The 22,853-nt window shown below is 34.3% G+C and carries 20 protein-coding genes and 1 riboswitch; of the genes, 9 read left to right on the forward strand and 11 right to left on the reverse strand.

The features are described 5' to 3' along the window. The first annotated feature begins 19 nt into the window (after positions 1–19). From BM350_RS10490 to BM350_RS10505, 4 genes are all read left to right on the forward strand, one after another. Positions 20–784, forward strand: coding sequence for a DUF2087 domain-containing protein (locus BM350_RS10490; protein ID WP_090912246.1), 765 nt, complete (start codon positions 20–22; stop codon positions 782–784). Between the two features lie 34 nt (positions 785–818). Then, complete coding sequence (locus BM350_RS10495) at positions 819–1,175, forward strand: GIY-YIG nuclease family protein (protein ID WP_170857677.1); 357 nt, start codon at positions 819–821, stop codon at positions 1,173–1,175. Positions 1,176–1,238: 63 nt separating this feature from the next. Continuing rightward, complete coding sequence (locus BM350_RS10500; RefSeq protein WP_244547984.1) at positions 1,239–2,567, forward strand: MATE family efflux transporter; 1,329 nt, start codon at positions 1,239–1,241, stop codon at positions 2,565–2,567. 356 nt (positions 2,568–2,923) lie between these two features. Further along, positions 2,924–3,790, forward strand: coding sequence for an SMP-30/gluconolactonase/LRE family protein (locus tag BM350_RS10505; RefSeq protein WP_090912242.1), 867 nt, complete (start codon positions 2,924–2,926; stop codon positions 3,788–3,790). Positions 3,791–3,886: 96 nt separating this feature from the next. On the opposite strand, the gene BM350_RS10510 is transcribed toward BM350_RS10505, so the two are convergent. The 7 genes from BM350_RS10510 to BM350_RS10540 form a co-directional block, all read right to left on the reverse strand. Next, entirely contained in the window at positions 3,887–6,439 is a 2,553-nt protein-coding gene (locus BM350_RS10510) for an ABC transporter permease (protein WP_090912240.1), read from the reverse strand. Beyond that, a complete protein-coding gene (locus tag BM350_RS10515) occupies positions 6,430–7,170 on the reverse strand; it encodes an ABC transporter ATP-binding protein (RefSeq protein ID WP_090912238.1) in 741 nt (246 codons plus the stop codon). The genes BM350_RS10510 and BM350_RS10515 overlap by 10 nt, the downstream gene beginning before the upstream one ends. Further along, positions 7,118–8,359, reverse strand: coding sequence for a zinc metalloprotease (locus tag BM350_RS10520; RefSeq protein WP_090912236.1), 1,242 nt, complete (start codon positions 8,357–8,359; stop codon positions 7,118–7,120). The genes BM350_RS10515 and BM350_RS10520 overlap by 53 nt, the downstream gene beginning before the upstream one ends. 66 nt (positions 8,360–8,425) lie before the next feature. Further along, positions 8,426–9,880, reverse strand: coding sequence for a radical SAM/SPASM domain-containing protein (locus BM350_RS10525; RefSeq protein ID WP_090912234.1), 1,455 nt, complete (start codon positions 9,878–9,880; stop codon positions 8,426–8,428). Positions 9,881–9,896: 16 nt separating this feature from the next. After that, complete coding sequence (locus BM350_RS10530) at positions 9,897–11,276, reverse strand: radical SAM/SPASM domain-containing protein (RefSeq protein ID WP_090912232.1); 1,380 nt, start codon at positions 11,274–11,276, stop codon at positions 9,897–9,899. 800 nt (positions 11,277–12,076) lie between these two features. After that, positions 12,077–12,997, reverse strand: coding sequence for a DMT family transporter (locus BM350_RS10535; RefSeq protein WP_090912230.1), 921 nt, complete (start codon positions 12,995–12,997; stop codon positions 12,077–12,079). 19 nt (positions 12,998–13,016) lie between these two features. Further along, complete coding sequence (locus BM350_RS10540) at positions 13,017–13,736, reverse strand: class I SAM-dependent methyltransferase (RefSeq protein ID WP_090912228.1); 720 nt, start codon at positions 13,734–13,736, stop codon at positions 13,017–13,019. Positions 13,737–13,904: 168 nt separating this feature from the next. Between BM350_RS10540 and BM350_RS26870 the strand changes: the two genes are divergently transcribed. The 5 genes from BM350_RS26870 to BM350_RS10560 all read left to right on the forward strand — a co-directional run bounded on the left by BM350_RS26870 (position 13,905) and on the right by BM350_RS10560 (position 19,579). Then, the gene (locus BM350_RS26870; RefSeq protein ID WP_170857678.1) at positions 13,905–14,063 is read left to right on the forward strand and encodes a hypothetical protein; all 159 of its coding nucleotides are present in this window, start codon (positions 13,905–13,907) and stop codon (positions 14,061–14,063) included. Positions 14,064–14,245: 182 nt separating this feature from the next. Continuing rightward, on the forward strand, positions 14,246–15,415 hold the full coding sequence (locus BM350_RS10545) for an MFS transporter (RefSeq protein WP_244547985.1): 1,170 nt from the start codon (positions 14,246–14,248) through the stop codon (positions 15,413–15,415). 254 nt (positions 15,416–15,669) lie between these two features. Then, entirely contained in the window at positions 15,670–16,098 is a 429-nt protein-coding gene (locus tag BM350_RS10550) for a DUF3995 domain-containing protein (RefSeq protein WP_090912224.1), read from the forward strand. A gap of 101 nt (positions 16,099–16,199) precedes the next feature. Then, positions 16,200–16,339, forward strand: a riboswitch (cyclic di-AMP (ydaO/yuaA leader). A 128-nt stretch (positions 16,340–16,467) separates the two neighbouring features. Further along, positions 16,468–18,135 carry a potassium-transporting ATPase subunit KdpA gene (gene kdpA, locus BM350_RS10555; protein ID WP_090912222.1) on the forward strand — a complete coding sequence of 556 codons (1,668 nt, stop codon included), beginning with the start codon at positions 16,468–16,470 and terminating at the stop codon, positions 18,133–18,135. A gap of 196 nt (positions 18,136–18,331) precedes the next feature. Then, positions 18,332–19,579 (forward strand): DUF445 domain-containing protein, encoded by a 1,248-nt coding sequence (locus BM350_RS10560; RefSeq protein ID WP_090912220.1) that lies wholly within the window; start codon positions 18,332–18,334, stop codon positions 19,577–19,579. Positions 19,580–19,623: 44 nt separating this feature from the next. Here BM350_RS10560 and BM350_RS10565 read toward each other — a convergent pair whose 3' ends face one another. The 4 genes from BM350_RS10565 to BM350_RS10580 are packed head-to-tail and all read right to left on the reverse strand — an operon-like array spanning position 19,624 to position 22,658. Further along, positions 19,624–20,580: a LiaF transmembrane domain-containing protein gene (locus BM350_RS10565; RefSeq protein WP_090912218.1), complete on the reverse strand. Its 957-nt coding sequence runs from the start codon at positions 20,578–20,580 to the stop codon at positions 19,624–19,626. Continuing rightward, the gene (locus BM350_RS10570; protein WP_090912216.1) at positions 20,577–21,647 is read right to left on the reverse strand and encodes a hypothetical protein; all 1,071 of its coding nucleotides are present in this window, start codon (positions 21,645–21,647) and stop codon (positions 20,577–20,579) included. The genes BM350_RS10565 and BM350_RS10570 overlap by 4 nt, the downstream gene beginning before the upstream one ends. Next, on the reverse strand, positions 21,640–22,092 hold the full coding sequence (locus BM350_RS10575; RefSeq protein WP_090912214.1) for a hypothetical protein: 453 nt from the start codon (positions 22,090–22,092) through the stop codon (positions 21,640–21,642). Before BM350_RS10575 ends, BM350_RS10570 begins: the two co-directional genes overlap by 8 nt. Then, a complete protein-coding gene (locus BM350_RS10580) occupies positions 22,089–22,658 on the reverse strand; it encodes an RNA polymerase sigma factor (protein ID WP_244547972.1) in 570 nt (189 codons plus the stop codon). The genes BM350_RS10575 and BM350_RS10580 overlap by 4 nt, the downstream gene beginning before the upstream one ends. Between the last annotated feature and the right edge of the window lie 195 nt (positions 22,659–22,853).

Consider the following 22,853-nt stretch of genomic DNA (forward strand, 5'->3'; position numbering starts at 1 on the left):
TTTTAGGGGATTGTTTAGCATGAATGATATTTCAGAATGGTTTTGGAATGCCACGGTTGAGGAATTGAAAAAAGGATATGTATTTGAGAAGGACACTGAAGAATACGTTTGTTTAGCTTGTGGAGAAAAATTTGTGAAAGGTATTATTTATCAAGAAGAAAACGTTTTTTATGAAGCAGAGAAATTTACACAACTTCATATCGCAAATGAACATATTTCTATGTTCGACTATTTATTAGGGTTAGATAAGAAGTTAACAGGTTTAACAGATTTGCAGAAGAAGATGGTGCAGTTCTTTCAGATGGGTTTAAATGATAAAGAAATTGTAAAGGAAATGGACGGTGGAAGCACTTCAACAATTCGAAATCATCGTTTTACATTAAGGGAGAAGATGAAACAAGCCAAAGTGTTTCTTGCGCTTATGGAGCTCTCAGAAGAAAAAGCGACGAATCAACCTAAATTTCTTCCAATTCATCGTACAGCTACGATGGTTGATCAGCGGTACAACATTACCGAAGAGGAGAATGAAGAAGTATTAAAATTACATTTTACAGAAGGATTAGAAGGACCACTCTCTAAATTTCCAAAGAAACAAAAGCGAAAGCTCATTATTTTGAAACATTTAGTGACAAAGTTTGATAGTAATCAAAAATATACAGAAAAGGAAGTTAATGAGATTTTAGAAAATGTATACCCTGATTATGTCACGTTAAGAAGGTATTTAATTGAATACGGTTTTCTTGATAGAACATCAGATGGAAGTCAGTACTGGGTGAAATTATAAATAAAATGTAGAGAAAGTGAAAGGAGAAAGGAAATTGAATAGAAGAGAAGAATTAAAACAAATGTATAAAGAAATAGAAATAGAAGGAGGGATTTATTGTATTAGAAATACAAAGAACGGAAAAGTGTATGTAGAGAGTACGAGAAACTTAAAAACGATAAGTGGAAGACGACTTTTACTTAATATGGGTTCTCATACGAATAAGGCATTGCAAGATGATTGGAAGGAATACGGGGCAGATGCTTTTGAGTTTGAAATATTAGAAGTGTTGAAAAAGAAAGATACTGGATATTTTAACGCAAAAGAAGAATTGAAAAAATTAGAAGAGAAGTGGTTAGAGAAATTGCAACCATACGGAGAGCGAGGATATAACCGTAAAATCTCTCAATAAAAGGGGTTATGAAATTTGAAAATAACTGAAGAAGGAACAGAAAATAAACCAATATGGCGTTCTATGTCTATGTTTCTCATTCCTTTACTGTTAAGTAATGTATTGCAGTCACTTGGACAGTTGTTTGGTATGGTAGTGGTAGGGCGTTGGCTTGGTATTAATGAATTAGCTGCTATCTCGGCTTTCTTTCCGTTGTTTTTTCTACTCATTTCATTTGTCATTGGGATTGGTTCTGGTAGCTCGATTTTAATTGGTCAGGCTTTTGGGGCTCGTAATGAAGACCGCTTAAAGGCCATTGTCGGTACAACATTGACATTTACGTTCGTACTTGGAGCTGTTTTAGCAGTAGTGGGTAGTATGTTCGCACTGGATATTATGCGACTTGTTGGTACACCGGAAAATATCATTGATATAAGTGTTCATTATGCACGAATTTTATTTATTTCCATGCCAGTGCTATTTTTGTATTTTGCATATACAACATTTATGCGCGGGGCAGGGGACTCTAAAACACCATTTTATTTTTTAATTGTTAGCACAGGACTAAATACGGCATTATTACCTATTCTTATTTTTGGTTGGTTTGGACTGCCGAAGCTTGGTGTGTACGGGGCAGCATATGCTTCTGTTATATCAACAATTGTTACATTTATTATTCTGTTAGTTTATTTAAGAAAAACGAAACATCCATTGCAATTTGATGCAGCAGTTCGAAAGTATCTTCGCATGGATTGGGACTTGTTAAAATTATTATTACGTCTTGGTATTCCAGCAAGTATTAATATGATACTTGTTTCATTATCAGAGATTGCCGTTATTTCTTTTGTAAACCGTTTCGGATCAGATGCAACTGCAGCATACGGAGTAGTGAACCAAGTGGCAAGTTATGTGCAGATGCCGGCAGTGAGCCTTGGGATTACCGTTTCCATATTTGCAGCGCAGTCCATTGGAGCAAATCAATTTGATCGCCTACAAAAAGTAATCCAAGCGGGACTTGTTATGAACTATGTAATTGGTGGAATATTAATCTCTTTTATTTATTTGTTCTCAAAAGAAATTTTAGCGCTCTTTTTAACGAGTCAGAGTACGATTGATATTGCACATAGTCTCGTTATGATTACGTTATGGAGTTACTTAATTTTTGGTCATGCGCAAATTATTGGTGCAACAATGCGAGCGAGCGGAACTGTATTGTGGCCGACTATTTTTGCGGTTATATCAATTTGGCTTGTGGAAGTTCCAGTGGCTTATTTCCTATCGTATCATACGAGCCTTGGGATAAAAGGAATATGGATTGGATATCCAGCTGCGTTTGTTGTGAGTTTGCTCCTGCAATATGGATATTACAGGTTGTCGTGGAAGAAGAAGCGAATTACGCGTCTTATAAGCTAGAATTAATTATGTAGATAAGGAATCCCCTCCAGATAATCGATCTAAAGGGGATTTTTATCGTTCTATATAAATAAAAATTAAAAAATCGACATAAAAACCCTCTTTCTTTTTAGGCGGGCGAGAGCATCTGACCATGCATAGAAACGGTCAGGGCCTTTTCCTACCACATGCAAGGTTTAAAACAAAAGGAGAAAGTAAGTAGCGGTCATGTTGAATTCTGCACAGTAGCGACTTGTATATTAAAAAATAAAAATGAATAAATATAAGCTAAAGAATATATGCCATTAATTCATATATAAAACGATTACATGTTATTATAAAAAGACAGAATATTCTTTAGGAAGGTGGGGATTACTTTGCTAGGTGAATTAGAATTAGTCATTGATGCGAAGGCTACTCTTGGAGAAGGGCCTTGCTGGGATAGTAAAAAGCAGTTATTGTATTGGGTCGACATTTTGGAGAAGAAGGTTCATATGTATAATCCAGTTACAAATGAAGATAAGGAAATTTTTCTTGGACAAATGGTAGGATCAGTGGCTCCGAGTGAATGTGGTGAAATGATTCTTGCTCTAGAGAATGGCTTTTATTTCTTAAATCCGGATACGGAAGAACTACGGGCTATTTGTGACCCTGAAAGTCATTTGCAAGAAAATCGTTTTAATGATGGGAAATGTGATCCGGCAGGTCGTTTTTGGGCAGGCACCACAGAAGGTGTTGGTATTGATGGAAAGGGAGCTCTTTACTGTTTAGATACCGATTTGACTGTAAAAAAGAAAGTAGAACATGTAAGTACTTCTAATGGCATAGCGTGGTCACCAGACCATATGTATATGTATTTCATAGATACGCCTACAAGAAAAGTAGTTCGTTTTGATTATGATATTTGCACAGGTCATATTGAAAATCCACAAGATGTTGTTGTTGTGCACAAAGAAGAAGGATTTCCTGATGGAATGACAATTGATGAAGAAGGAATGTTGTGGATTGCCCATTGGGGTGGTTCTAAAGTATCGAGGTGGAATCCTATGAACGGAGAACAGCTACTAAGTATTTCTATCCCAGTCTTAAATGTAACTTCTTGCACATTTGGTGGAAGTGACTTAAACGAGTTATACATTACAACAGCCAAAATGCATACTACTGATGCAAGCGCTGGTGGAGTATTTCGAATAAAAGCGAATGTAAGAGGGTGCCCTACATATCGATTTAATAGACGTTACTAAATATATTGTTTTTTAATGTAAGAAACATAAAAAGAAGAAAAAACGTAGTTTGATCAAACTATGTTTTTTCTTCTTTAGATCAGGTTTTATAAATTTTTATTTACTTTGCAATAGATGAATTGGTTTAGCTGATAAGGATTGTTTTGCTGCAATCCAAACAACAATCGCTGTTGTGATAACAGATAACAAGATGCCCAGAATAGACCAAGTTATATCAATTTTCATTGGCATTTGGAATAAGAATCGTAAAACAACTCCTGAAAAAGCTAAAGCAATTCCAGCCCCAACGAATCCGGCTGATAAGGAAATGACCGTGTTTTCTAATAAAATGGATTTCATTAAATTGCCCGAAGACATACCAACTGTCTTTATAATGGCAACATCTCGTGTTTGTTGAAGTAAGCGAATAACCACTTGATTTCCAATCGTCAGAACCGCAGTTAAGAATGCAAATAAGGCTACGATAGAAAAGAAAGCACTTTGCATACGAATAATATATTGTAGACTATCGATAGCTGTAGCGGAAATTGAGTAAGCCATTGCTGAATTTGGAAGTTTGTTGTTTAGATCTGTTAGAATGACATTCGTTTGCTTCGGATCGCTATCTATTGAATAGGTAATGCGGTTCGGCTTTCCGTATGTAGCTAATGTTTTTGTTGGAATACGAATACCTACCGTTTTTACAATACCTGATTTAAAAAACCCTACAATTTCACAATTCACCAATTCATTTCCTATTTGAATATCAACTGTATCACCTGTTTTGAGTCCTATCTTCTTATAACTATCCAACAGGATTGCTTTTTTTTCATCTGCATCTGCTGAAGTTAAATCGCGTCCTTCAGATATGGTATATGCTTTGGAAGTAAGAGAAGTATCTATACCTTCTACTGAAATTTTAGTTGAACTAAAAAATTTGTCCTCTTTTATTTTTTGGGCGAATTTAGATGCGGCTTCTTCACCATTAATATTTTGGAGTCTTCCATCTAATTGATAGCCTTTTTTCCATGCTTTTATTTCCTTCATTGATTTAAGTTGTTTTTCAACTTTTTCTTCATCGTTCACTGAACTTGTAATTAGAAGATTTCCCATTGCTTCTTTTTCTAATTGTCCTTGAACAGATTCAATTAAATTATCAGCAAATACGTGGCTAGAAACTACAGAAACGACACCTATCGTTAAGGTAACTGCTAATAATCCATTTCGCTTATTCGTAGCTGCTATATTGTGTAAGGCAAGAAAAAGACCTTGTGGCATCCTATTTTTCATAGCCCCAATAGTTCGGAATAATAAAGCGTATATAAATCCAATCGAACGAATGAAAGCAAAGATGAGTAACATGACTCCTGTTGTAAGTAGGAAAGCAAGAATCCATTTAAATATAAAACTACCATTTGCGCTGGTTGTAAATGCTACTTTGTAAACATAAATAGAAAGAATACTACAAACTAAAATAAAAAGTTGAAGTTTTTTTCTAAAAGGTAATGAATAATTTACATTTGTATTCTCTGTATCCCGTAACATTTGAAGAGGTGACACACGCATTCCACTTTTTACTGGTATCCATGATGCTAAAAAGGTTACGACGAATCCAACAACGATTGTAGTACCAACAACAGACCATGACATCCCCCACGTAAGGGGTAATGAAAGTACATTTGATAAATATGAGGTGAGCCAAACACTAACTAATAATCCAATTCCAATACCACCAGTTGTTCCGAGGATTGCTAACCAGAATGCTTCTAGCAAAAAATATCGAACGATAGATCGCGTTTTCATTCCTACTGATTTCATGACAGCGATATCATGTGTGCGCGTGGCAATGATTACTTTCATTGTATTTGAAGTTGTGATTGCCGCGATTCCAAGAGCTAATATGCTAAATAGTTGAAGAAATGGCAGTAACATATGCAAATCTTTTTGTTTTTCTAATTCTTTATCACGAATGTCGATTACACTGCTTTGTGGGAATTGTTCTTGCACTTTACTTTTAAAAGTAGAAACGTTAACTTTATTATGCAATACAATTAAAGCTTCATTAATTGTATTTGCTGGTACATTTAAAAGTTGTTGTGCTTGATTTAAATGTAGATAAGCTGTTCCAAAGATAGAAGCATCACCATAAGATTCTTGAACGCCTTCGACAAGCCCACGAATTTTATAAGAAGACATCGCTCCGGTAGAACGATTCGGAATCTCCACATTATCTCCGACTTTCACTTGTAAACGATCCGCAGTACTTTTTGATAAAAGCACTTCATTCTCTTGTAAATTACGAACATTCGGAAACTGATTATCTCCATACAGCGGATATTGCTTTGGTTCTATACCCTTTATTATTAAGCTTGTTGTTTTTTTATCAGACTTTACCATACTCTGACCTAATAAAGAAGTTGTAAGTGCTTTTTGTTCTTCTTTAGGAACAGAAGAGATCAATGTATCACGGTTAACAGGGTTTAAGTAGGATTGAATAGCTACGTCTCCTCCTAAAAGAATTTTAGAGGATTCGTGAATAGAACGAGGAACTAATTCGACTAACAGTGACATTGAGAAAAAGCTAGCTACCCCAATTACAATACTGAACATAGTAAAGAGGGTTCTCAAACGATTTCGTACTAAACTACGTAATGCTGATTTTAGTAACATGACGTTGTTTCACCTTCTTTGGGAGTTGTATGATTATTCACGTTTTCTTGAATTAACAATCCATCTTCTATTTGTAAAATACGATCTGAAAGCTTTGCTACATAAGAATCATGTGTAGCGATAATAAAAGTCATGTTAAGTTGATCACGTAGTTGAAAGATTAAATCCAAAATAGTTTGTCCCGTTTTCGTATCTAAATTACCAGTAGGTTCATCTGCAATAACAATAGCGGGGTTGTTTACTAATGCACGGGCAATTGCAACGCGTTGTTGCTGACCTCCTGATAGCTGGCTTGGTAAATGATGATAACGTTCTTTCATCCCAACAAGATCGAGCATCTCTCTTGCCTTATGTATCATTTCTTTTCGACTCTTCATCCCGGCGCACATAAGTGCCATCATTACATTTTCCTCGGCTGTCATCGTTGTTACTAAATTATAGGATTGAAAAACAAAACCAATTTTTTTCGCACGAAAATCTGCTAAATTTTCTTCAGATAGGGATGTAATATCCTGTTGATCAATCATAATGCGTCCTTCGCTTGGGGTGTCTAATGATCCTAATATCCCGAGTAATGTAGATTTTCCACTCCCACTAGGACCTATAATACTAACCACTTCTCCTCGATAAAATTGTGTATCAATTCCTTTTAAAATATGGATGATTCCTGCTTCCGTTTCATAATTTTTCTTTATTCCCTGTACTTGAAGAATAGGGTGTTTTGTTGTCATCCTTTGTTCCTCCAGACTTTTTGAATTTTAGTGCGAAGACAATTATGGTTCTAATTAAAACTATAATGATTACAATGAACAAACCTTTTGCATTTCCCCAAGTAAAAGATTCTATAGATGTTAATAAATAAAAGATGTATCGAATAATGAACCATATGGCAGTAATGACTGAACAAAAATATATACTGGCATATGTGAGAAATGCTATTTTGTAGTGTTTATTCATATTCCGAATGGTATCATTGAATTGCTCTTTATAATCAGGTTTGAAAAACAAGTATCCTAGTAAACCGCTTTTTACCAATTTGAAAGTTCGAGTATGCAAGTTTGCGATTCCTAGAATGTCGGTTAGAGCCCAAAAGCCATCATATTGTAAAAATGGATATAAGTTATATAAAACTGTAATGAGAATAAATTGATTTGCTACAAAAAGTTCTTGATACCCTGAAATCCAATAGCATAATTCTAAAAATATAAATATCCATAATTCAAAATAAATTCCCCCGAGATCAATAACTACTCTATACTTCCTAGGTAATCGCCAAGCATCACTTAAATCAACAAATAAAACAGGTCTCATCATATAAAGACCAGCTCCAACATCCTTTGGTTTTATCCCATAACGATAAGCGGCAACTATATGACCAAATTCGTGGATAATTATAGAAAATAAAAGTAGAAAAATTGCAATGAAAAATTTAGATACTGATCCAAATGTGTTAGCTATATTTTCAGTATTAATTTGAAAAAAATAATGTATTAGACTTATACTGAAACAGATGCAGAATAAAAATAATGCTCCCCATGAAAAAAAGAATTTGAAATATTGAGACGCTTTTTGTAAGCGTGATGCATGGAATATTGCTATTCTAAATGTAATTGCAGAGTGATGAGATGCTCTTTTTTCTGAACCAACTAAAATTCCCTTTGGCAATAAATGCACATTTATAAGCTCTTCTAATTCGCTTATAGTTATATGTCCACCATAATCATTCTGTACAATTGTACAAATATCCTCTATTGAACTTGTTCCATCCATATAATTAAATAGGTTTTTTAATGATTCTGTAACTTTTATCTGTAACCCGTTATCAAATTTAATTAAATAACGGGGCCCGTCCTCCCAAACATCCATATTGTAAACTTTATAAGGGATTAGTTTTGGGAAAAAGATTTGTGAGGTTGTCAAATTTGTCACATCCTTTGAGAAGAAGTAACCCCACAATGATAAAGATGTTTGTGGAGTTAGATATTTTTATTTGATTAGTTCTAAAAAAGCTGTTTCGTTTTGTTTTATATAAGTTGAAATTGTTTGATGTGAGTCATTACAATAAGGTTTATTAATGGCACCATTACGCATTAGATTGGCATAAGCGCAGCCCCCGCCACAAAATAATGAAATGCTACAGTTAATACATTGCTTTGAATCAGTGATATCTTGATCCCAAATGGCATGTTTGCTAGGATCTAGATTATATTCAGGGAAAAAAGAACCTACTGCTGTTTGGGGTTTACCCACTGCTTCTGGACAAGCATATATTAGACCTTCTGCACCAAACGCATAAAAACGATGTTCTCGTGCGCTGCATTCTTTAAAATAAGGTAAGCTATGCATAACAGGAGAACATGAATCGAGTTCGCTTACCTTTTCCCAATCAAAAGTACGTATAGCTTGACGGATCCTAGAAGTACGAATATTAAGGTCTGTACCGAGTTTGGCATTAAATTTATCCATAAAGTCCTCTAAATCTCCAAAAATATTATAGATTTCGGCCAATAGTTCATGCTCTGGAAGATGGTTCGGTAGATTGTCTCCATAATGGTCTGTAACAGGGGACACCTGCCAACCAAAGTTAGGATAATTATGCCAATTTTTGTTTTCGATAAAAGTAGCTAATTCTTCTAAATGCTCGAGGTTATCTTTATTTACATTGGTACGCAAACCCACTGCGAAGCCGCGTTCTAATGCCATTGAGATATTAGCGGTAATTCGATCGAATGTTCCGGTACCACCCGCTGTAATACGCCGTTGATCATGTATATGTTTTGGACCATCAATAGAAATTTGAAAATAATCCCAGTTATCTTTGTAGGGTTCTAAAAAATCTAAAAATTCGTGTAAAAACGTACCATTTGTAATTGCATACATGCGAAATCCATATTCTTTGGTTGCACGTTGAACAACTCTTTCGACAGTTTTTCGAGTTGTTGGTAATAATGGTTCACCACCATACAGCATCATACGATGGGTTGCATCTTTAAAGCGTCCACGCTCATTCTCCATAGATAAAATGTTGTCCACTGCTTGAAACATTTTATCTACTTCTGTAGATGTTAAAGCATGTGAGATTTTATGTATGTCATGACCTTGGTAACAATAAGGACATCGAAGATTACACATATATGTTGTACATACGTTGAATGTAACACCGGAATTGCTGCTTGCTAAAGATTGGGTCATCCGATCACGAATAATAGTAAGTGTGTTTAATTCTTCATCACGATCCTTAAAAAGGTAACCGCGTTTTGTTAAAAAAGAGAGGAGTTCCTCTAATTCAGGATAAGGAGTTAAATTTTTATTACGCCTAATATCATCTAAAACTTTTTTTATGTCCGCATTAATTACATCAAGGGCACCGCTTAGTGAGTTTATTAAAACAAAATTTCCATCAGATAATTTATATGTTGAATTATAAGTGCTTGCAATCATAGCTTAGTCTCTCTCCCTATACTAAAATTTCTTCTTTAATGCTATCTAAATATTCGAAAACTTGTTTATTTGTTTGTGGACAGTTTGGCTGATTTAAATTCCCGTGAACAATAAGAGCCTCAGCAGCACAACCACCTCCGCATATAGGAGATGAAGCACAGGACTTACATTGTGGAATGGTAAGTGAATTGAATTCTTTCCACTTGTCCCATTTCCAATCTTGACGAGCGAATTTAGGGAAATAATCTCCAATTTTGAATTCTGGTCGTCCAACTAAATCGGGACATGCGTAAATGTGGTTATCTGGTCCAAAGACCACTCGTTTTCCTTCGGCTGATTCACAATAGACTATATTTGGGACGATCATTTCAATTTTATTTTTTAATGCAGGGTCTAACTGCATAATTGGTTTGAAGAAACGATACATATCAGCCGCAACGTTAAGCGATTTTTGAGCTTCTAATTTTTCAAAATCAGGAATGTTTTTCTGGAGTTTCTTTACAATTTCGTACCCTTTCATTAAATCTTCTCCCAAGCCTTTGCATGTATGATCTGTAACAGGTGAAAAAGAAATTGAGAAATTTTCATTATTAAACAAGTTATTTTTTTGATAGTAGTCTATGAGAAGTGGGATGTAGTCAACGTTAGTTTGATCGATATTGACCCTTACAATGGTTCGGATACCATGATTAAGTGAATCGCAAATACCTTTTTGAATCTGATCAAATGTACCTTGTCCTCCAGTCATAATCCGTCGTTGATCGTGTATAGATTTAGGACCATCGACTGTAACCATAATATTCATTCGATCACGATAGTTTTTTAAAATTTGTACGAAAGAAGAAAGGTGATAGCCATTTGTATTGCAGCCAATTTTGAAGTTGCGTTTAACAGCTTCTTCGCAAATTTGTTTGACTATATTTTTGGTGAATGGAAGAAGTGGTTCACCTCCGAAAAGATTGATCATTCCAATTGTATAACCACTTTCTTGATGAAATATATCTATAGCGGCCATGATTGCTTGTAGCTGTTCGACGGTTAAAGCTGTTATTTTTTCATGAAGACTATGACTTTCAAAACAGTAAGGGCACCGAAAATTACATGTATATGTAGGACAAATTACATATTGCATTTCATTTCCAGCATCTACAATATTTTTGGCTTGCCATAATCTGTGTTCCCTGTCTTCATTGTTTCTAAATATATACCCTCTATCTAGTAACACTTTAGTGGCATCTTTCTCTTCGTTAGATAAATTTATTGGATCTATATGTGGTAATTTATCCATCAAGTCAATTAAATCTTGTGAAAAAAAATCAACAGCACCTGTTAAGGTGTTAATCATTAAAACCTCTCCATTTAAAGGATAGCGTAAGTGATATTTATTAATAATCATCGAATCACCCTTGTATGATAATATTTATACTTGTTGAAGTTATTAGTTAATTAGGATAAATATTTTCTGTTCTTGCACAGCAAGAACAGAAAATATTAGATTTAATACTTCAAAGTATTAAAGAATACAATTACTTACCTTGTTTTTAACCATGAGTATAAACTAGATTTGGAAACAACAATTAAAGCAACAATTATCGCAACAAATTGAGCAGTTGAAGCATCTCATTTCATCTCGGTTTTCAAGTGTTTCCATTTGATCAGCTAGTTTTGTCCAAAGTTGATCGTTTTCATTAACAGAACGAATCTTAAAAGATTTATTTTCCATTCTTAAATCCTCCTCTTGAGTTATTTTAATACGGTTACATACAATGAAACAAAAAGCGAATTATAATATAAAAATAATTCTTGTGAAAATAGGTTTAGCATCTATTGAAAAAAATGTATGGTATACCATATTATTACTGTATTTTTCCATTATTTGGAGTCGACTCAACTATTATAATAAACGAATCTATATTTAGTTAACAAGAGTTAATATCTGAACATTCTGTGACAGACTTTTCAGACTAACAAGTCTATTAAATGCATTGAGTTCCACATTCTTGAATAATGATAACCAAAATTTTATGTGTGATTTTTTTGATAAAGAATAGCATTGTTTTTCTTTTCAAGATAAAAGTTAAAAAAGATATAGAAGGAGCTTTTAGTGGATGATAAAAAGGAGTTGACCTTTATTGGTCAACTCCTTTTTATATTTTAAAGAACTATGATGTGATATAGTCAATATAAGGTAAAACGTTATTTGTTGCTAACACCTTTATTTTCAGAAAGTAGTATTTTTTTCTCTTTAGAAGATAAGTAGACGCCTATTCCAATTAAACAGGCTCCTAAAAGGAAAGTGATGCCTAAACTTTCATCAAGTAATAAAAAGCCTAACAAGCTACCAACTACAGGTTGAAGGAAAAAGAAGAGAGAACCAGTACTAGCATTTAAATATTCAAAGCCCTTGTTCCAAAAATAAAATGCTACTGCAGTTGATATAATTCCTAAGTACAATACTCCTAACCAAATCCATACATCTTCTGGTAAATCAGTAGGCGTAACTTCTTGTTCCCAAATTACAATGGGAATAGTAAAAATTACACCAAACAAATTAGACCAAGTAGTAACTGTAAGAGAAGAATATTTTTGTGTTTGGACTTTACTTAGTACTGTATAAATGGCCCAAGTAATAGCAGCACCGAATAGTATAATATTTCCAAGATACATACTTTCAGTTTGATTATTGGTTGATGGAAAACCGATAACACAAAGTACCCCAATTGTTGCTAGAATCAGTGCTGTTATTTTATTTATATGTAATCTTTCTTTTAAAATATAGAAAGCAAAGATAGAGATAAGTGCTGGAGAAGCAGCTGTAATTAAAGATCCCATAGCAGCACTAGATAGATCTGTCCCAACAAACTGCATTCCAATAGAACCAGTATATCCAACTAGACCAATCATAGCCATTTTAAAAACATCTTGTCGCTGGATTTTCCATAATCCTTTCCACCAAGTTATAAATCCTAAAACAAATAAACTAATAATAAAACGCATCTCTAATAATAACCAAGGTTGAATATATCCTAAAATAATTTTACTTACTACATACATACCACCCCAAATAGCAGCGGCTAATGATAAAGCTAACGATCCTTTTAAAAAGTTCTTATTCATATGCATACCATCTTTTCATTTATTTATATCCAATAGCAAGATACATTTGCCCCATTTTATTGGTAATTCTACTATAAATATACTCTTGAATCCCTAAAAATGCCTCAAATTCATTATCTGGCTGAAAAGAAGCCATTTGTTCGTCTGAAAAGGGAATGATATTTTGAATTTTAGCATACGGGAATATTGAATCCATTAATTTTTTAAACTCGATAGCAGACATACTATTATTCTTTAATTTAACTTTTTCTTGTTCGTTATAAAAAGATAAAAATTCAGTGAAAGAACAATCCGGATCCCAAGAAGAAATAATCACAAAACCTCTTGGTTTTAAAATATATTTAACTTTTTTTAGAAAATGTTCATATTGCTCTTGGTTCATATGACAAATAGTACCCATCATACATGTGATTAAGTCGAATGAATTTTCAGGGAAATCAAGTTCTGTTGCATCCATTTTAAATAAATTGACTTTATCAGAAACTCTTTCTTTCATAACATTGTTAGACGCAATTGTTAGAGCGTCATCGGAAATATCTATTCCAGTAACCTCATATTTCTTTTTTGCAAATAAAATCGGATATCTTCCGGTAGCTGTACCAATATCTAGAATTTGTGAAATGTTTGGATTTTCACTTACAATTTTTAATACACTTTGTAGTTCTAAATATTTTTTTACTTCATCAGCATGAGGTAACTGCATATAGGTTTCATATCTTTTTTCATCATATTTAATCATGTCTATCCCCTCTTTTTCAGTTGATAAAATCCATTTATAGAATTATATTACAATTAAAGCTCCTTATTTTTAAAGAAATAAAAATTTTCTCAAGTGAATTACCTTGGGGAATTTCCAATTTGAAAGTTTCATTCACTTTGTAAGCGGCTAGATCAAGAGACTGAATTTATGATGTTAGAGCCAAATGAACGAAATATCACCATAGATGAACAAGAAAAACAAATACAAGACATTTTAGATAACAAAATTTCAACAAATAGTAATTTTATATTCCAAAATGCCTTTGCCACATACCGTTCGGTTACTCTCTTTATACGTTTGAGGTGAGGGGCTTCATTCAGAAATATTTTGTGGACATTGTTCAAATAATGATATTTAAAACATTTATTTACTGAAAGGAGGGTCTAGAATTGTCCTTGAAAAAGGAGACAAAGTTCAACTTAACGATGACTCCGAATGAAACTAGTAAAAAAGAGTTGAATACAACTACATATTTACCTAGTTCCTATATGGTTTTTGTTTCTAGTTTACTAATTTCCAGACTCGGTGACTCTCTTTATACTTTTGCTCTTCCTTGGATTGCTTATGAGTTGACTGGTTCTGTCGTAGTTATGAGTTCACTTTTTGCTACCAGTGTATTACCTATTGTTTTATTTGGTCCTATCGTTGGAGTAATGGTAGACCGCTGGAATCGACGGAAATTGATGTGGATAGCTGATTTAGGATGTATGGCCTTGGTAGGACTAGTACCTGTTCTCCATTTTCTAGATGCACTCCAGATCTGGCATTTATACGTTATTTCTTTTATGTTAGCTATATTATCCATGTTATTTGATGTAGCTACTGTTACAGTAATTCCGTATATTGCGGGTCAAAAGTTAACAAAAGCAAATTCGGCATACCAAATGGTTAATCAGATTGCTAATTTAGCAGGTCCAACATTGGCAGGTATTACAATCGCTATGATAGGAGGATTTAACGTGCTCTGGTTAAATGTCCTCTCCTTTGCCGCTACTTCACTTACAGTATTACTCTTACCTGAATTAGGGGGAAATAAGGTCATCGTTAGGGAAGGGAATTTATTAAAAGGTATAGTGAGAGATATGAAAGAGGGACTAAAATGGCTGATGAGTAATCGGCTTAACCTTGCTTTATCTCTTCAAGCTATGGTTGGTAACTTTGGCGCTAGTAGCGTACTAGGAGTATTCATGTATTACTTGCTTTCAACATTACATCTATCCGCTGAACAAAGCGGTTTCAATTACACTTTAATTGGAGTGGGAGGACTTTTAGGAAGCATTATTGTAGTCCCGCTCGAAAGGTACTTTCGACGCGGAGTGCTTATTCCTGTTCTTTTAGGTATAGGCGCTATTGGCTTAACTTATGCAATCTGGAGTAAATATTGGCTGGCACCCGGTATTGCCCTTGGGATTGCCATGATCTGTAACATCGCTTGGAACACTATCGTAGCATCAGTCCGGCAAGAAACAGTACCCACCGATATGCAAGGAAGGGTTCTCGGCTTTTCACGAGTACTTACTCGTCTAGCTATGCCATTAGGAGCTTTAGTAGGTGGGATCATTTCTGGCTATAATCCAGTTGCAGTATTTGCATTGGCGTCAGTTGCAAAGATAATTGAAGTTATTATTGCGCTTATTAGTCCTATTCGTAAGCTATGAGGAAAAGTTTTTTATTATATAAAAGTTAAAAAACGACATAAAAGCCCCTTTTTTTAGAATGACGAGAGCATATGGCCGTGCATAGAAACGGTCAGGGCCTTTTTCTACCACATGCGAGATTTAAAACAAAATGAGAATGTATATATAGATGGTTTCCTTATATAGGTTATATATGAAAGGAAGTTACTAAAAGTAAGCGAAACTATGAAGGAGAAAATTTGATTTTTCATATATGCAAGTAGGAGGAAGATACAATGGCAGCATTTTTCATTATTTTAGGTGCAAGCATACTTGTGTTCATCGGCCTCATTCATATGTACTGGGGATGTGGTGGATCTTGGGGGAGCAAGGTTGTTCTTCCGGTGAAAAAAGATAGTGGCGAATATGCTTTTGTTCCGCGGAAAATAGGGACTTTTGCAGTGGCACTTGCCATTCTATGTTTTGCTATGATTCTTTTAGCACAAAGTGTATATTTGTCTTTCTGGAATCCGAGTCGTTATACAAAATGGGGATGTATCGCTTTAGCTGGAATTTTCTTTTTACGTGCAGTTGGTGATATGAAATATGTTGGTTTTTTTAAGAAAGTAAAGGGGACAAAATTTTCGATGTATGATTCGTGGTTATACAGTCCGCTTTGTTTGTATATCGCACTAATTTTTGTAGTGGTAGTTTATCGTTATTAATATAAGGAAACCTTTTATTAAGGGAGGTTTTCTTTTTTTATTTTCTCTCTTTACAATAAGAGTTTAGAAGAGTATATTAACAAACAAATGGAAAATTTTACAGCCGAATATCGCTTAATCCATATAGGAGCGGGGGAACCAATTTTGTGCTTTGTCACTCGGGGTGAATCCTTTTTAGGTAGGGCTACTCTCAAGGTCCGAATCCGACAGCTAACCTCGTCAGCGTTTTGAGAGGGGGGACTTGTGTGTAAAAAACACTAGGTGCAGCCTAGTGTTTTCTTTTATTCTTCTTGTGGTAAAAAATTACATTATAGCTTGTTTCTATATTTAATGGAGAAAAATATAGAGATAACAGAGGAGAGGAAAAGAGTGAGCTGGCTTACAAGTCTAATTACAATTTGTTTATTTGTAGTTGTCGCAAAACCAATGGGAGATTACATATACAATGTTTTTCAACAAAATGGACCATTTCAAAAGGTATTTGGTCCGATAGAAAAAATTTTGTTTAAAATCGCGGGCATTAAGGGCTATAGTCAAAGCTGGAAGCGCTATTTGTTTTGTTTAATCATAACGAATCTATTTTTTATACTTGTTGTGTATTCTATATTTCGATTACAGGGGATGTTACCGTTAAATCCAAATCATTTTCCAGGAATGGAGCCGACGTTAGCGTTTCATACAGCCATCACGTTTATGACAAATGCGAATCTACAACATTATGGGGGCGAAAGTAATTTATCTTATTTCTCTCAAATGGCTGGGGTAACGTTTATGATGTTTGCAGCACCTGCAACTTCAATGGCGATTGGGATTACGTTTATTCGTGTGCTAGCAGGTAAAAAAGTAAGGAATTTCTTTGTTGATTTTGTTCAATCTATTATAAGGGTATTGTTACCAATTTCATTTGTAACTTCGTTAATTTTTCTAGAACTAGGAACACCGCAGACGTTAGATTCTACAATTATCGCAAAAACGTTAGAAGGAACGGAGCAGGTAATTCCTCGTGGACCAGTAGCGTCTTTGCTAGCTATTAAAGAACTTGGAGATAATGGCGGCGGTTTTTTTGGAACAGTTTCAGCACATCCTTTTGAAAACCCAAATATGATTAGTAATGTGCTTCAAATGATGCTGCAAATGTTAATTCCAATGGCATTTCCGTTTGTATACGGAAGAATGGTTGGAAATCGTAAACAAGGAAGAATGTTTTTTGTATCGATGCTTATTTTGTTTATTGTTGGATTTTCGGCACTTGCCATATCTGAATTGAAAGGAAATCCGCTGTTAAATCAAATTGGTGTAGATCGTTCGCAAGGAAATATGGAAGGGAAAGAAATGCGTCTTGGCGTTATATCTTCCGCTTTATATGCAACTGTTACAAGTGCTTCGGGGACAGGGGGCGTGAATACAACACATGATACGTTAACACCAATTGGAGGAATGGTCCCGCTCGTAAATATGCTTCTAGGAACTGTATATGGCGGGATTGGAGTCGGATTCATGAACGTAATCATGTATGCAATGATTGCAGTATTTTTGGCAGGATTAATGGTAGGACGTACGCCGGAGTTTCTTAACAAAAAATTAGAAGGGAAAGAAATGAAATTAATCGCCATTACGATTGTGTCTCAGCCATTACTTATTCTTGGTGCTGCAGCAATTGCCTTTTCAACACATTTTGGAACAGCTGCAATTTCGAATCCTGGCTTTCACGGTTTAACACAAGTTATATACGAATATACATCGTCTGCTGTAAATAATGGCTCTGGATTTGAAGGATTAAATGATAATACACCATTTTGGAATATTTCAACAGGTCTTGTTATGTATATTGGTCGTTATTTTAGTATCATTACGATGCTTGCTGTTGCAGTTGGACTCAAAAAGAAAAAAATTGTACCTGAAATGATTGGCACGTTCCAAACCGACAGTCGTTTGTTTGGAGGAATCTTACTTGGTACGATATTTATAATAGGTACTTTAACATTTTTACCAGTACTTGTACTGGGGCCAATTGCTGAATTTTTAACAATATTATAAAATTGTAAAATGAGAGAGGCATATAGGCCTCTCGTTTTTGTTCTGAATTTCTTTGTTATTTTTAACGAGGTTTATTATAGTATATATATGCTTTTATTGAAGGAAATTGAGATTCTATACATAAAGGTCTAAATCATTCAATGAATTTATAAATTGAAAGGTTTACTTATACATAATAAGAGGATGTGGAAATACAATGTCACTACAGTCAAAATATTTAGCTGGAATTTCACTTGGAATAATGGGAGTTGGGTTTGCCGCAACAATTCCGTTTCAAGGAACGATAGCAGGTGGGATTATACAAGGCGGCTTTGAAGCTGGTTTAGTAGGCGGACTTGCCGATTGGTTTGCAGTTACGGCGCTGTTTCGTCATCCGATGGGAATCCCAATTCCGCATACAGCACTACTACCAAAAAACCGGAAACGAATTACGAAAGGACTTGTTTCCACATTGGAAAATGATTGGCTGACGAAGGAAAGTATAACAAATAAAGTAAAAGAGATGGAGTTAGCACAAATCGTATTGCAGATTGCAGAAAGAGAGTTGCAATCGGATAGCGTGAGAAAAGGTATTGTTACAATTGCTGAAAAAGCGATTCTTCAAATTAATATTGAAAAATTAGCTACTATAATTGAAAAAGAATTAAAAACGTATTTGCACACGATTCATACAGGAAATATACTGCAAGTCCTTATTGATCAATTGGTTGCAGAAGAGTACGATGAAAAAACATTTGATTATATGTTAGTTAAAGCAAAAGAGTGGACACTTCAAGATGAAGCGCGTTATCAGCTCGGAAGTTTAGGCATGAAAGCGATGGAAAATATAAAAGTAGAGGGATTTTTACAGTTTACGCTTAAATCTTTTATGAATATGGTAGATGAAGAAAAAATCGGAAATATTTTGCAGAAGTTTGTGATTAGTAATATTAGTAGTTTACAAAATCCTGATAATAGCACAAGACAACTTATATTAATGAAGATTCGCCAAGAACTTATTCAAGTTAAGGAAAATGAAGTGGTACTACAGGAATTGGAGAATTGGAAAGAAAGTTTGATTACCAATTGGAAAGCGAATGAAAAAATAGCAGAAATATTGGGTCAAGCACAAGAAAGAGTAGTTGCTTTTGTGAAAAAAGAAGAGTTTACAAATAAATATCTTCTTTCATTTTTAAGGGCGCAAATAAATAAAGTAAAAGAAGATCCAGCAACGATTCAAAGACTGGAAGAATGGTTGCAAAAGCAAATTGTAACCTTTGTCGAAAACAATCATTCTAAAATTGGAAAGCTTGTACAAGAAAATTTGGATAAGCTAGATGATCAAACACTAATTGAAATGATTGAAAATAATGTAGGAAAAGATTTGCAGTGGATTCGTGTAAATGGTGCTGTTTGTGGCTTTATGATTGGGTTAGTTTTGGAAGGAATTAAAGCCATTATATAGAAAAACCCTTCCACATGATGAATGTGGAAGGGTTTTTTAGCTTCTTATTTTTCAAGAACACTTATGTCTATATTATAAGTTTTTTGAATGTTTAGCTGGTGTGTACCATTTCCCGTTTTTATGGTGTTTTTATACCATTGTTCTTTCTGATTTGAATCGGGATTCCCCTCTGAAGTATTATTTTCTGTTTTCGTTAGTTCTTCTACATGTTCCCAAGGTGTACTACCATGAGAATCCTTTTGAGTGGTTACAGCTGATAGTGTCATATCACTATCTTTTACAAGATGAACAGATACACTTGAACTTTCTTGTACAGACCAATTATTTTGTAATTGACCTGGGTAAAGAGAGAGTTCTCTTTCAGAACCACGGATTTCCACGTTTTTATTTTGCGGGAGGACAAGTGTTGCTGTCATTCGTGATTGTGAAGCGAAGAATTTATGGTGAACGGGTAATGGTTTTAATGTCACATACATCGTTTCGCCGACTGTTTGAATCGCAATGAAGTCGTCCTGCTTTAGTTTGTCTTTTTCATTTTCTTTCATAGTCATTTCATATGTTCCTAATAAATGTACTTTATTGCTGTTGCTTCCTTCTATTGTAAGAGGAGCATTACTTGTATTAACTACAATTTTTTTAATAGAGTCAGGTATGTCATACTGCACTTCTGGGATGTTCTTTGTTTGTTCAGTTGTGTTAATAGAATAACGAATCTCTTCTAGTAATCCAGTGGATAATAAGAAATAGAAGGCAATGCCAATTGTCCCTAAGACACCGATAAAGAAAATACTAAAAATATCATATTTAATGATAGGTTGCTCTTTTTTAGAGAATATAACATATAGTAAAATTTCGATGCCGAGTACAATGAAAAGAATAGGCCACCATGCTGTAATGTTATCGAATACTTGTATACCTTTTATAGTTGAAAATAATAAGAAACAACCTAATGTAATAGTTGAAATCCCCATAGATATCGTTCCTACACGCCATGTTCTCATTCTTTCGCACCACCTTTTTCTTCTTTATTTCCTAGTAATAATTTAAAGCCACCACCAATTAAAAGGAGGGCAACGATAGATGTTTGGAAATAGCGATAATACAATTCGCTAATATGAATGTTAAATATAGTAGCGAAATAATCGTTTAAAATAGGAAGGAGTGTTTGATCTAATAAATAGTAGCCTCCTAACCCGATAAGTCCGATGCCGAGCCATTTTTGATGATTAATAAAATAATCAATAATGGGTGTGTCTTCTAAGTCTTCTTTTCCGTATTTTGCAGTTTGCTGTAATGTATCAAAAAAGCTATAAAACCAAATAATAGGTACTAAAAATAAGAAGGCTGATAATCTTAATAAGTCGAGCAAATAAATAGCAAGTAAAAAAGCTGCCATTAGCTGAAGACCGCGGCGCTGTAAGCCTAAGTACATATGGCCTGCTCCAGGGAACATAGCTAAAATAGAAGCAAATGTTTTGCTTTTCTTTCCTTGTTCTCGGTGCTCTTCAAATTCTTCGAAAATAGTACGATCGACTATTATATCACCGCGTTCTTTTTTCTGTAGTTGTTGGACGACATCGAAGAAATTATAAATCCAAAGAACAGGTAAAGTAGCAAGAAAGATAAGAAAGCTTTCTTGATTTGTTAATAGTGTAACGAATATAATCATGCTACCTAGTCCTGTGCAAGCAACTAAAAATGTAAGCCCGCGCTGCATAAGTCCTAATTGAAAATGCCCAAGTCCAGGTATGATGGATAAGAGAATGATATAAAATCGTTCACTTTCACGTGCTGATTCTTGCGTTTGGTCTTTCTCTTTTTTCCATGATTGATTCACTATAGAAATAAGTAAGTCTAGCAGATTTATTCCCCATACAAGTGCTAATAAAAATACGATAAGGAAAATTATATCGCCATACCCAAAGTTAATAATAAACCCTACCGCAGCAGTGAATAGTAATAATGAACAACCACTATATATAATAAAACGCCCAATCCGCTGTAAATATAAATGTCCGAGCCCAGGAATTAGCCCTAAAACAAGCGCTAAAAAGGGATTTTTATTCATGTTTTGAACCTCCGTTCGTTTTTGATGTGTGTATAGTTTTGTTTAAGATTTGTTTTGAAATCGAAACCCCACTTTGTTTAGAAGATTGTTCAAAACTAGAGGTTACTGTGAAAATATAATGGAATAGACCGCTTGCCATAAAAATTAACGTAGCTGCAGTTGCAATTATGTAGTGAATGAGCGTACTTTTTATTTGTCTTGGTTGCTTCTTACTCATTTTTTCTTCAGCCTCTAAGGCTTCAAAGTTAATTTGCTCCATAACTTCATTTGTAAATGAAGAATCATTTATCATTGGAAGGTTTTCATTTTGTTCATCAATAATTTCCATATAAAGTGCTAAACAATGATCACATTCATAAAGATGTTGTTCCATAGATTCGCGTTCACTGTTTGATAGAAGGTCTAAAATATAATTGCACCAAACTTCTTTTGAAAAATGCATCATAAAAAATCTTCCTCCTTCCAATGTTTTTTAATCCATTTTCTTGCTCTGTAAAGTTTCATTTCCACCGTTTTGACTTCAGCATTTTGTTGAGCAGCAATTTCTTGATAACTTTTTTCTTCTAAGTAATGTGCGAGAACAACATCACGATAATTCTTTGGAAGTTCTCTTAGTTTTTGAGCAATCAACAATTTTTGCTCTTTCGTCAATAACAATGCCTCAATATTATGGGAGGATTTTATATCTTCCTGAGTTTTTTTGGATAAGGAGAGTTCTTCATTTTCCCTTGCTTTCTTTCTCTTATAATCAATGGCATGATTTGTAGCAATCCGCGTAATCCACGTTTTGAATCCGCGGAATTGATAATTAGGTAGAAAAGCGTGAATCTTTACGAACACTTCTTGTGTGACATCTTGGGCATCTTCTTGATGCCTTAAAATAGCAAAAATAACTTGAAAAATATAATGGCGATATGTTTCTATAAGGATGCGAAAAGCATGTTCACTTCCTTGTTGTGCTTTTTCAATTAATTGTTTTTCCTCAATGGTTCTCTCCCTCCTTTTTGACACATTCTATTATATAGACGTAAGAAATGAGAAGTCCCCCTACACATGATGTAAAAAAAGAATAATATATTTTCAGAGAAGGGGCTATATCAAAAAAAGTGTGAAAAAATGGTATAGAGAAGTATATAATGAGCAATAGGGAAATGTTACATAGAGAAAGGATGTGAATGTTAGTAGGAGAATTTCCATACTAGCAAA

It is taken from the genome of Bacillus sp. 103mf (assembly GCF_900116295.1).
Taxonomy (GTDB): domain Bacteria; phylum Bacillota; class Bacilli; order Bacillales; family Bacillaceae_G; genus Bacillus_A; species Bacillus_A bruguierae.

Excerpts from the sequence above, each read along its gene's own strand:
- BM350_RS10565 (WP_090912218.1), bottom strand. The coding sequence starts at position 20,580 with ATGAGAACATGGCGTGTAGGAACGATATCTATGGGGATTTCAACTATT.
- BM350_RS10550 (WP_090912224.1), top strand. The coding sequence starts at position 15,670 with ATGGCAGCATTTTTCATTATTTTAGGTGCAAGCATACTTGTGTTCATC.
- BM350_RS10515 (WP_090912238.1), bottom strand. The coding sequence starts at position 7,170 with ATGACAACAAAACACCCTATTCTTCAAGTACAGGGAATAAAGAAAAAT.
- BM350_RS10560 (WP_090912220.1), top strand. The coding sequence starts at position 18,332 with ATGTCACTACAGTCAAAATATTTAGCTGGAATTTCACTTGGAATAATG.
- BM350_RS10570 (WP_090912216.1), bottom strand. The coding sequence starts at position 21,647 with ATGAATAAAAATCCCTTTTTAGCGCTTGTTTTAGGGCTAATTCCTGGG.
- BM350_RS10535 (WP_090912230.1), bottom strand. The coding sequence starts at position 12,997 with ATGAATAAGAACTTTTTAAAAGGATCGTTAGCTTTATCATTAGCCGCT.
- BM350_RS10575 (WP_090912214.1), bottom strand. The coding sequence starts at position 22,092 with ATGATGCATTTTTCAAAAGAAGTTTGGTGCAATTATATTTTAGACCTT.
- BM350_RS10510 (WP_090912240.1), bottom strand. The coding sequence starts at position 6,439 with ATGTTACTAAAATCAGCATTACGTAGTTTAGTACGAAATCGTTTGAGA.
- BM350_RS10500 (WP_244547984.1), top strand. The coding sequence starts at position 1,239 with ATGTCTATGTTTCTCATTCCTTTACTGTTAAGTAATGTATTGCAGTCA.
- BM350_RS26870 (WP_170857678.1), top strand. The coding sequence starts at position 13,905 with ATGATGTTAGAGCCAAATGAACGAAATATCACCATAGATGAACAAGAA.
- BM350_RS10545 (WP_244547985.1), top strand. The coding sequence starts at position 14,246 with ATGGTTTTTGTTTCTAGTTTACTAATTTCCAGACTCGGTGACTCTCTT.
- BM350_RS10525 (WP_090912234.1), bottom strand. The coding sequence starts at position 9,880 with ATGATTGCAAGCACTTATAATTCAACATATAAATTATCTGATGGAAAT.
- BM350_RS10530 (WP_090912232.1), bottom strand. The coding sequence starts at position 11,276 with ATGATTATTAATAAATATCACTTACGCTATCCTTTAAATGGAGAGGTT.
- BM350_RS10540 (WP_090912228.1), bottom strand. The coding sequence starts at position 13,736 with ATGATTAAATATGATGAAAAAAGATATGAAACCTATATGCAGTTACCT.
- BM350_RS10490 (WP_090912246.1), top strand. The coding sequence starts at position 20 with ATGAATGATATTTCAGAATGGTTTTGGAATGCCACGGTTGAGGAATTG.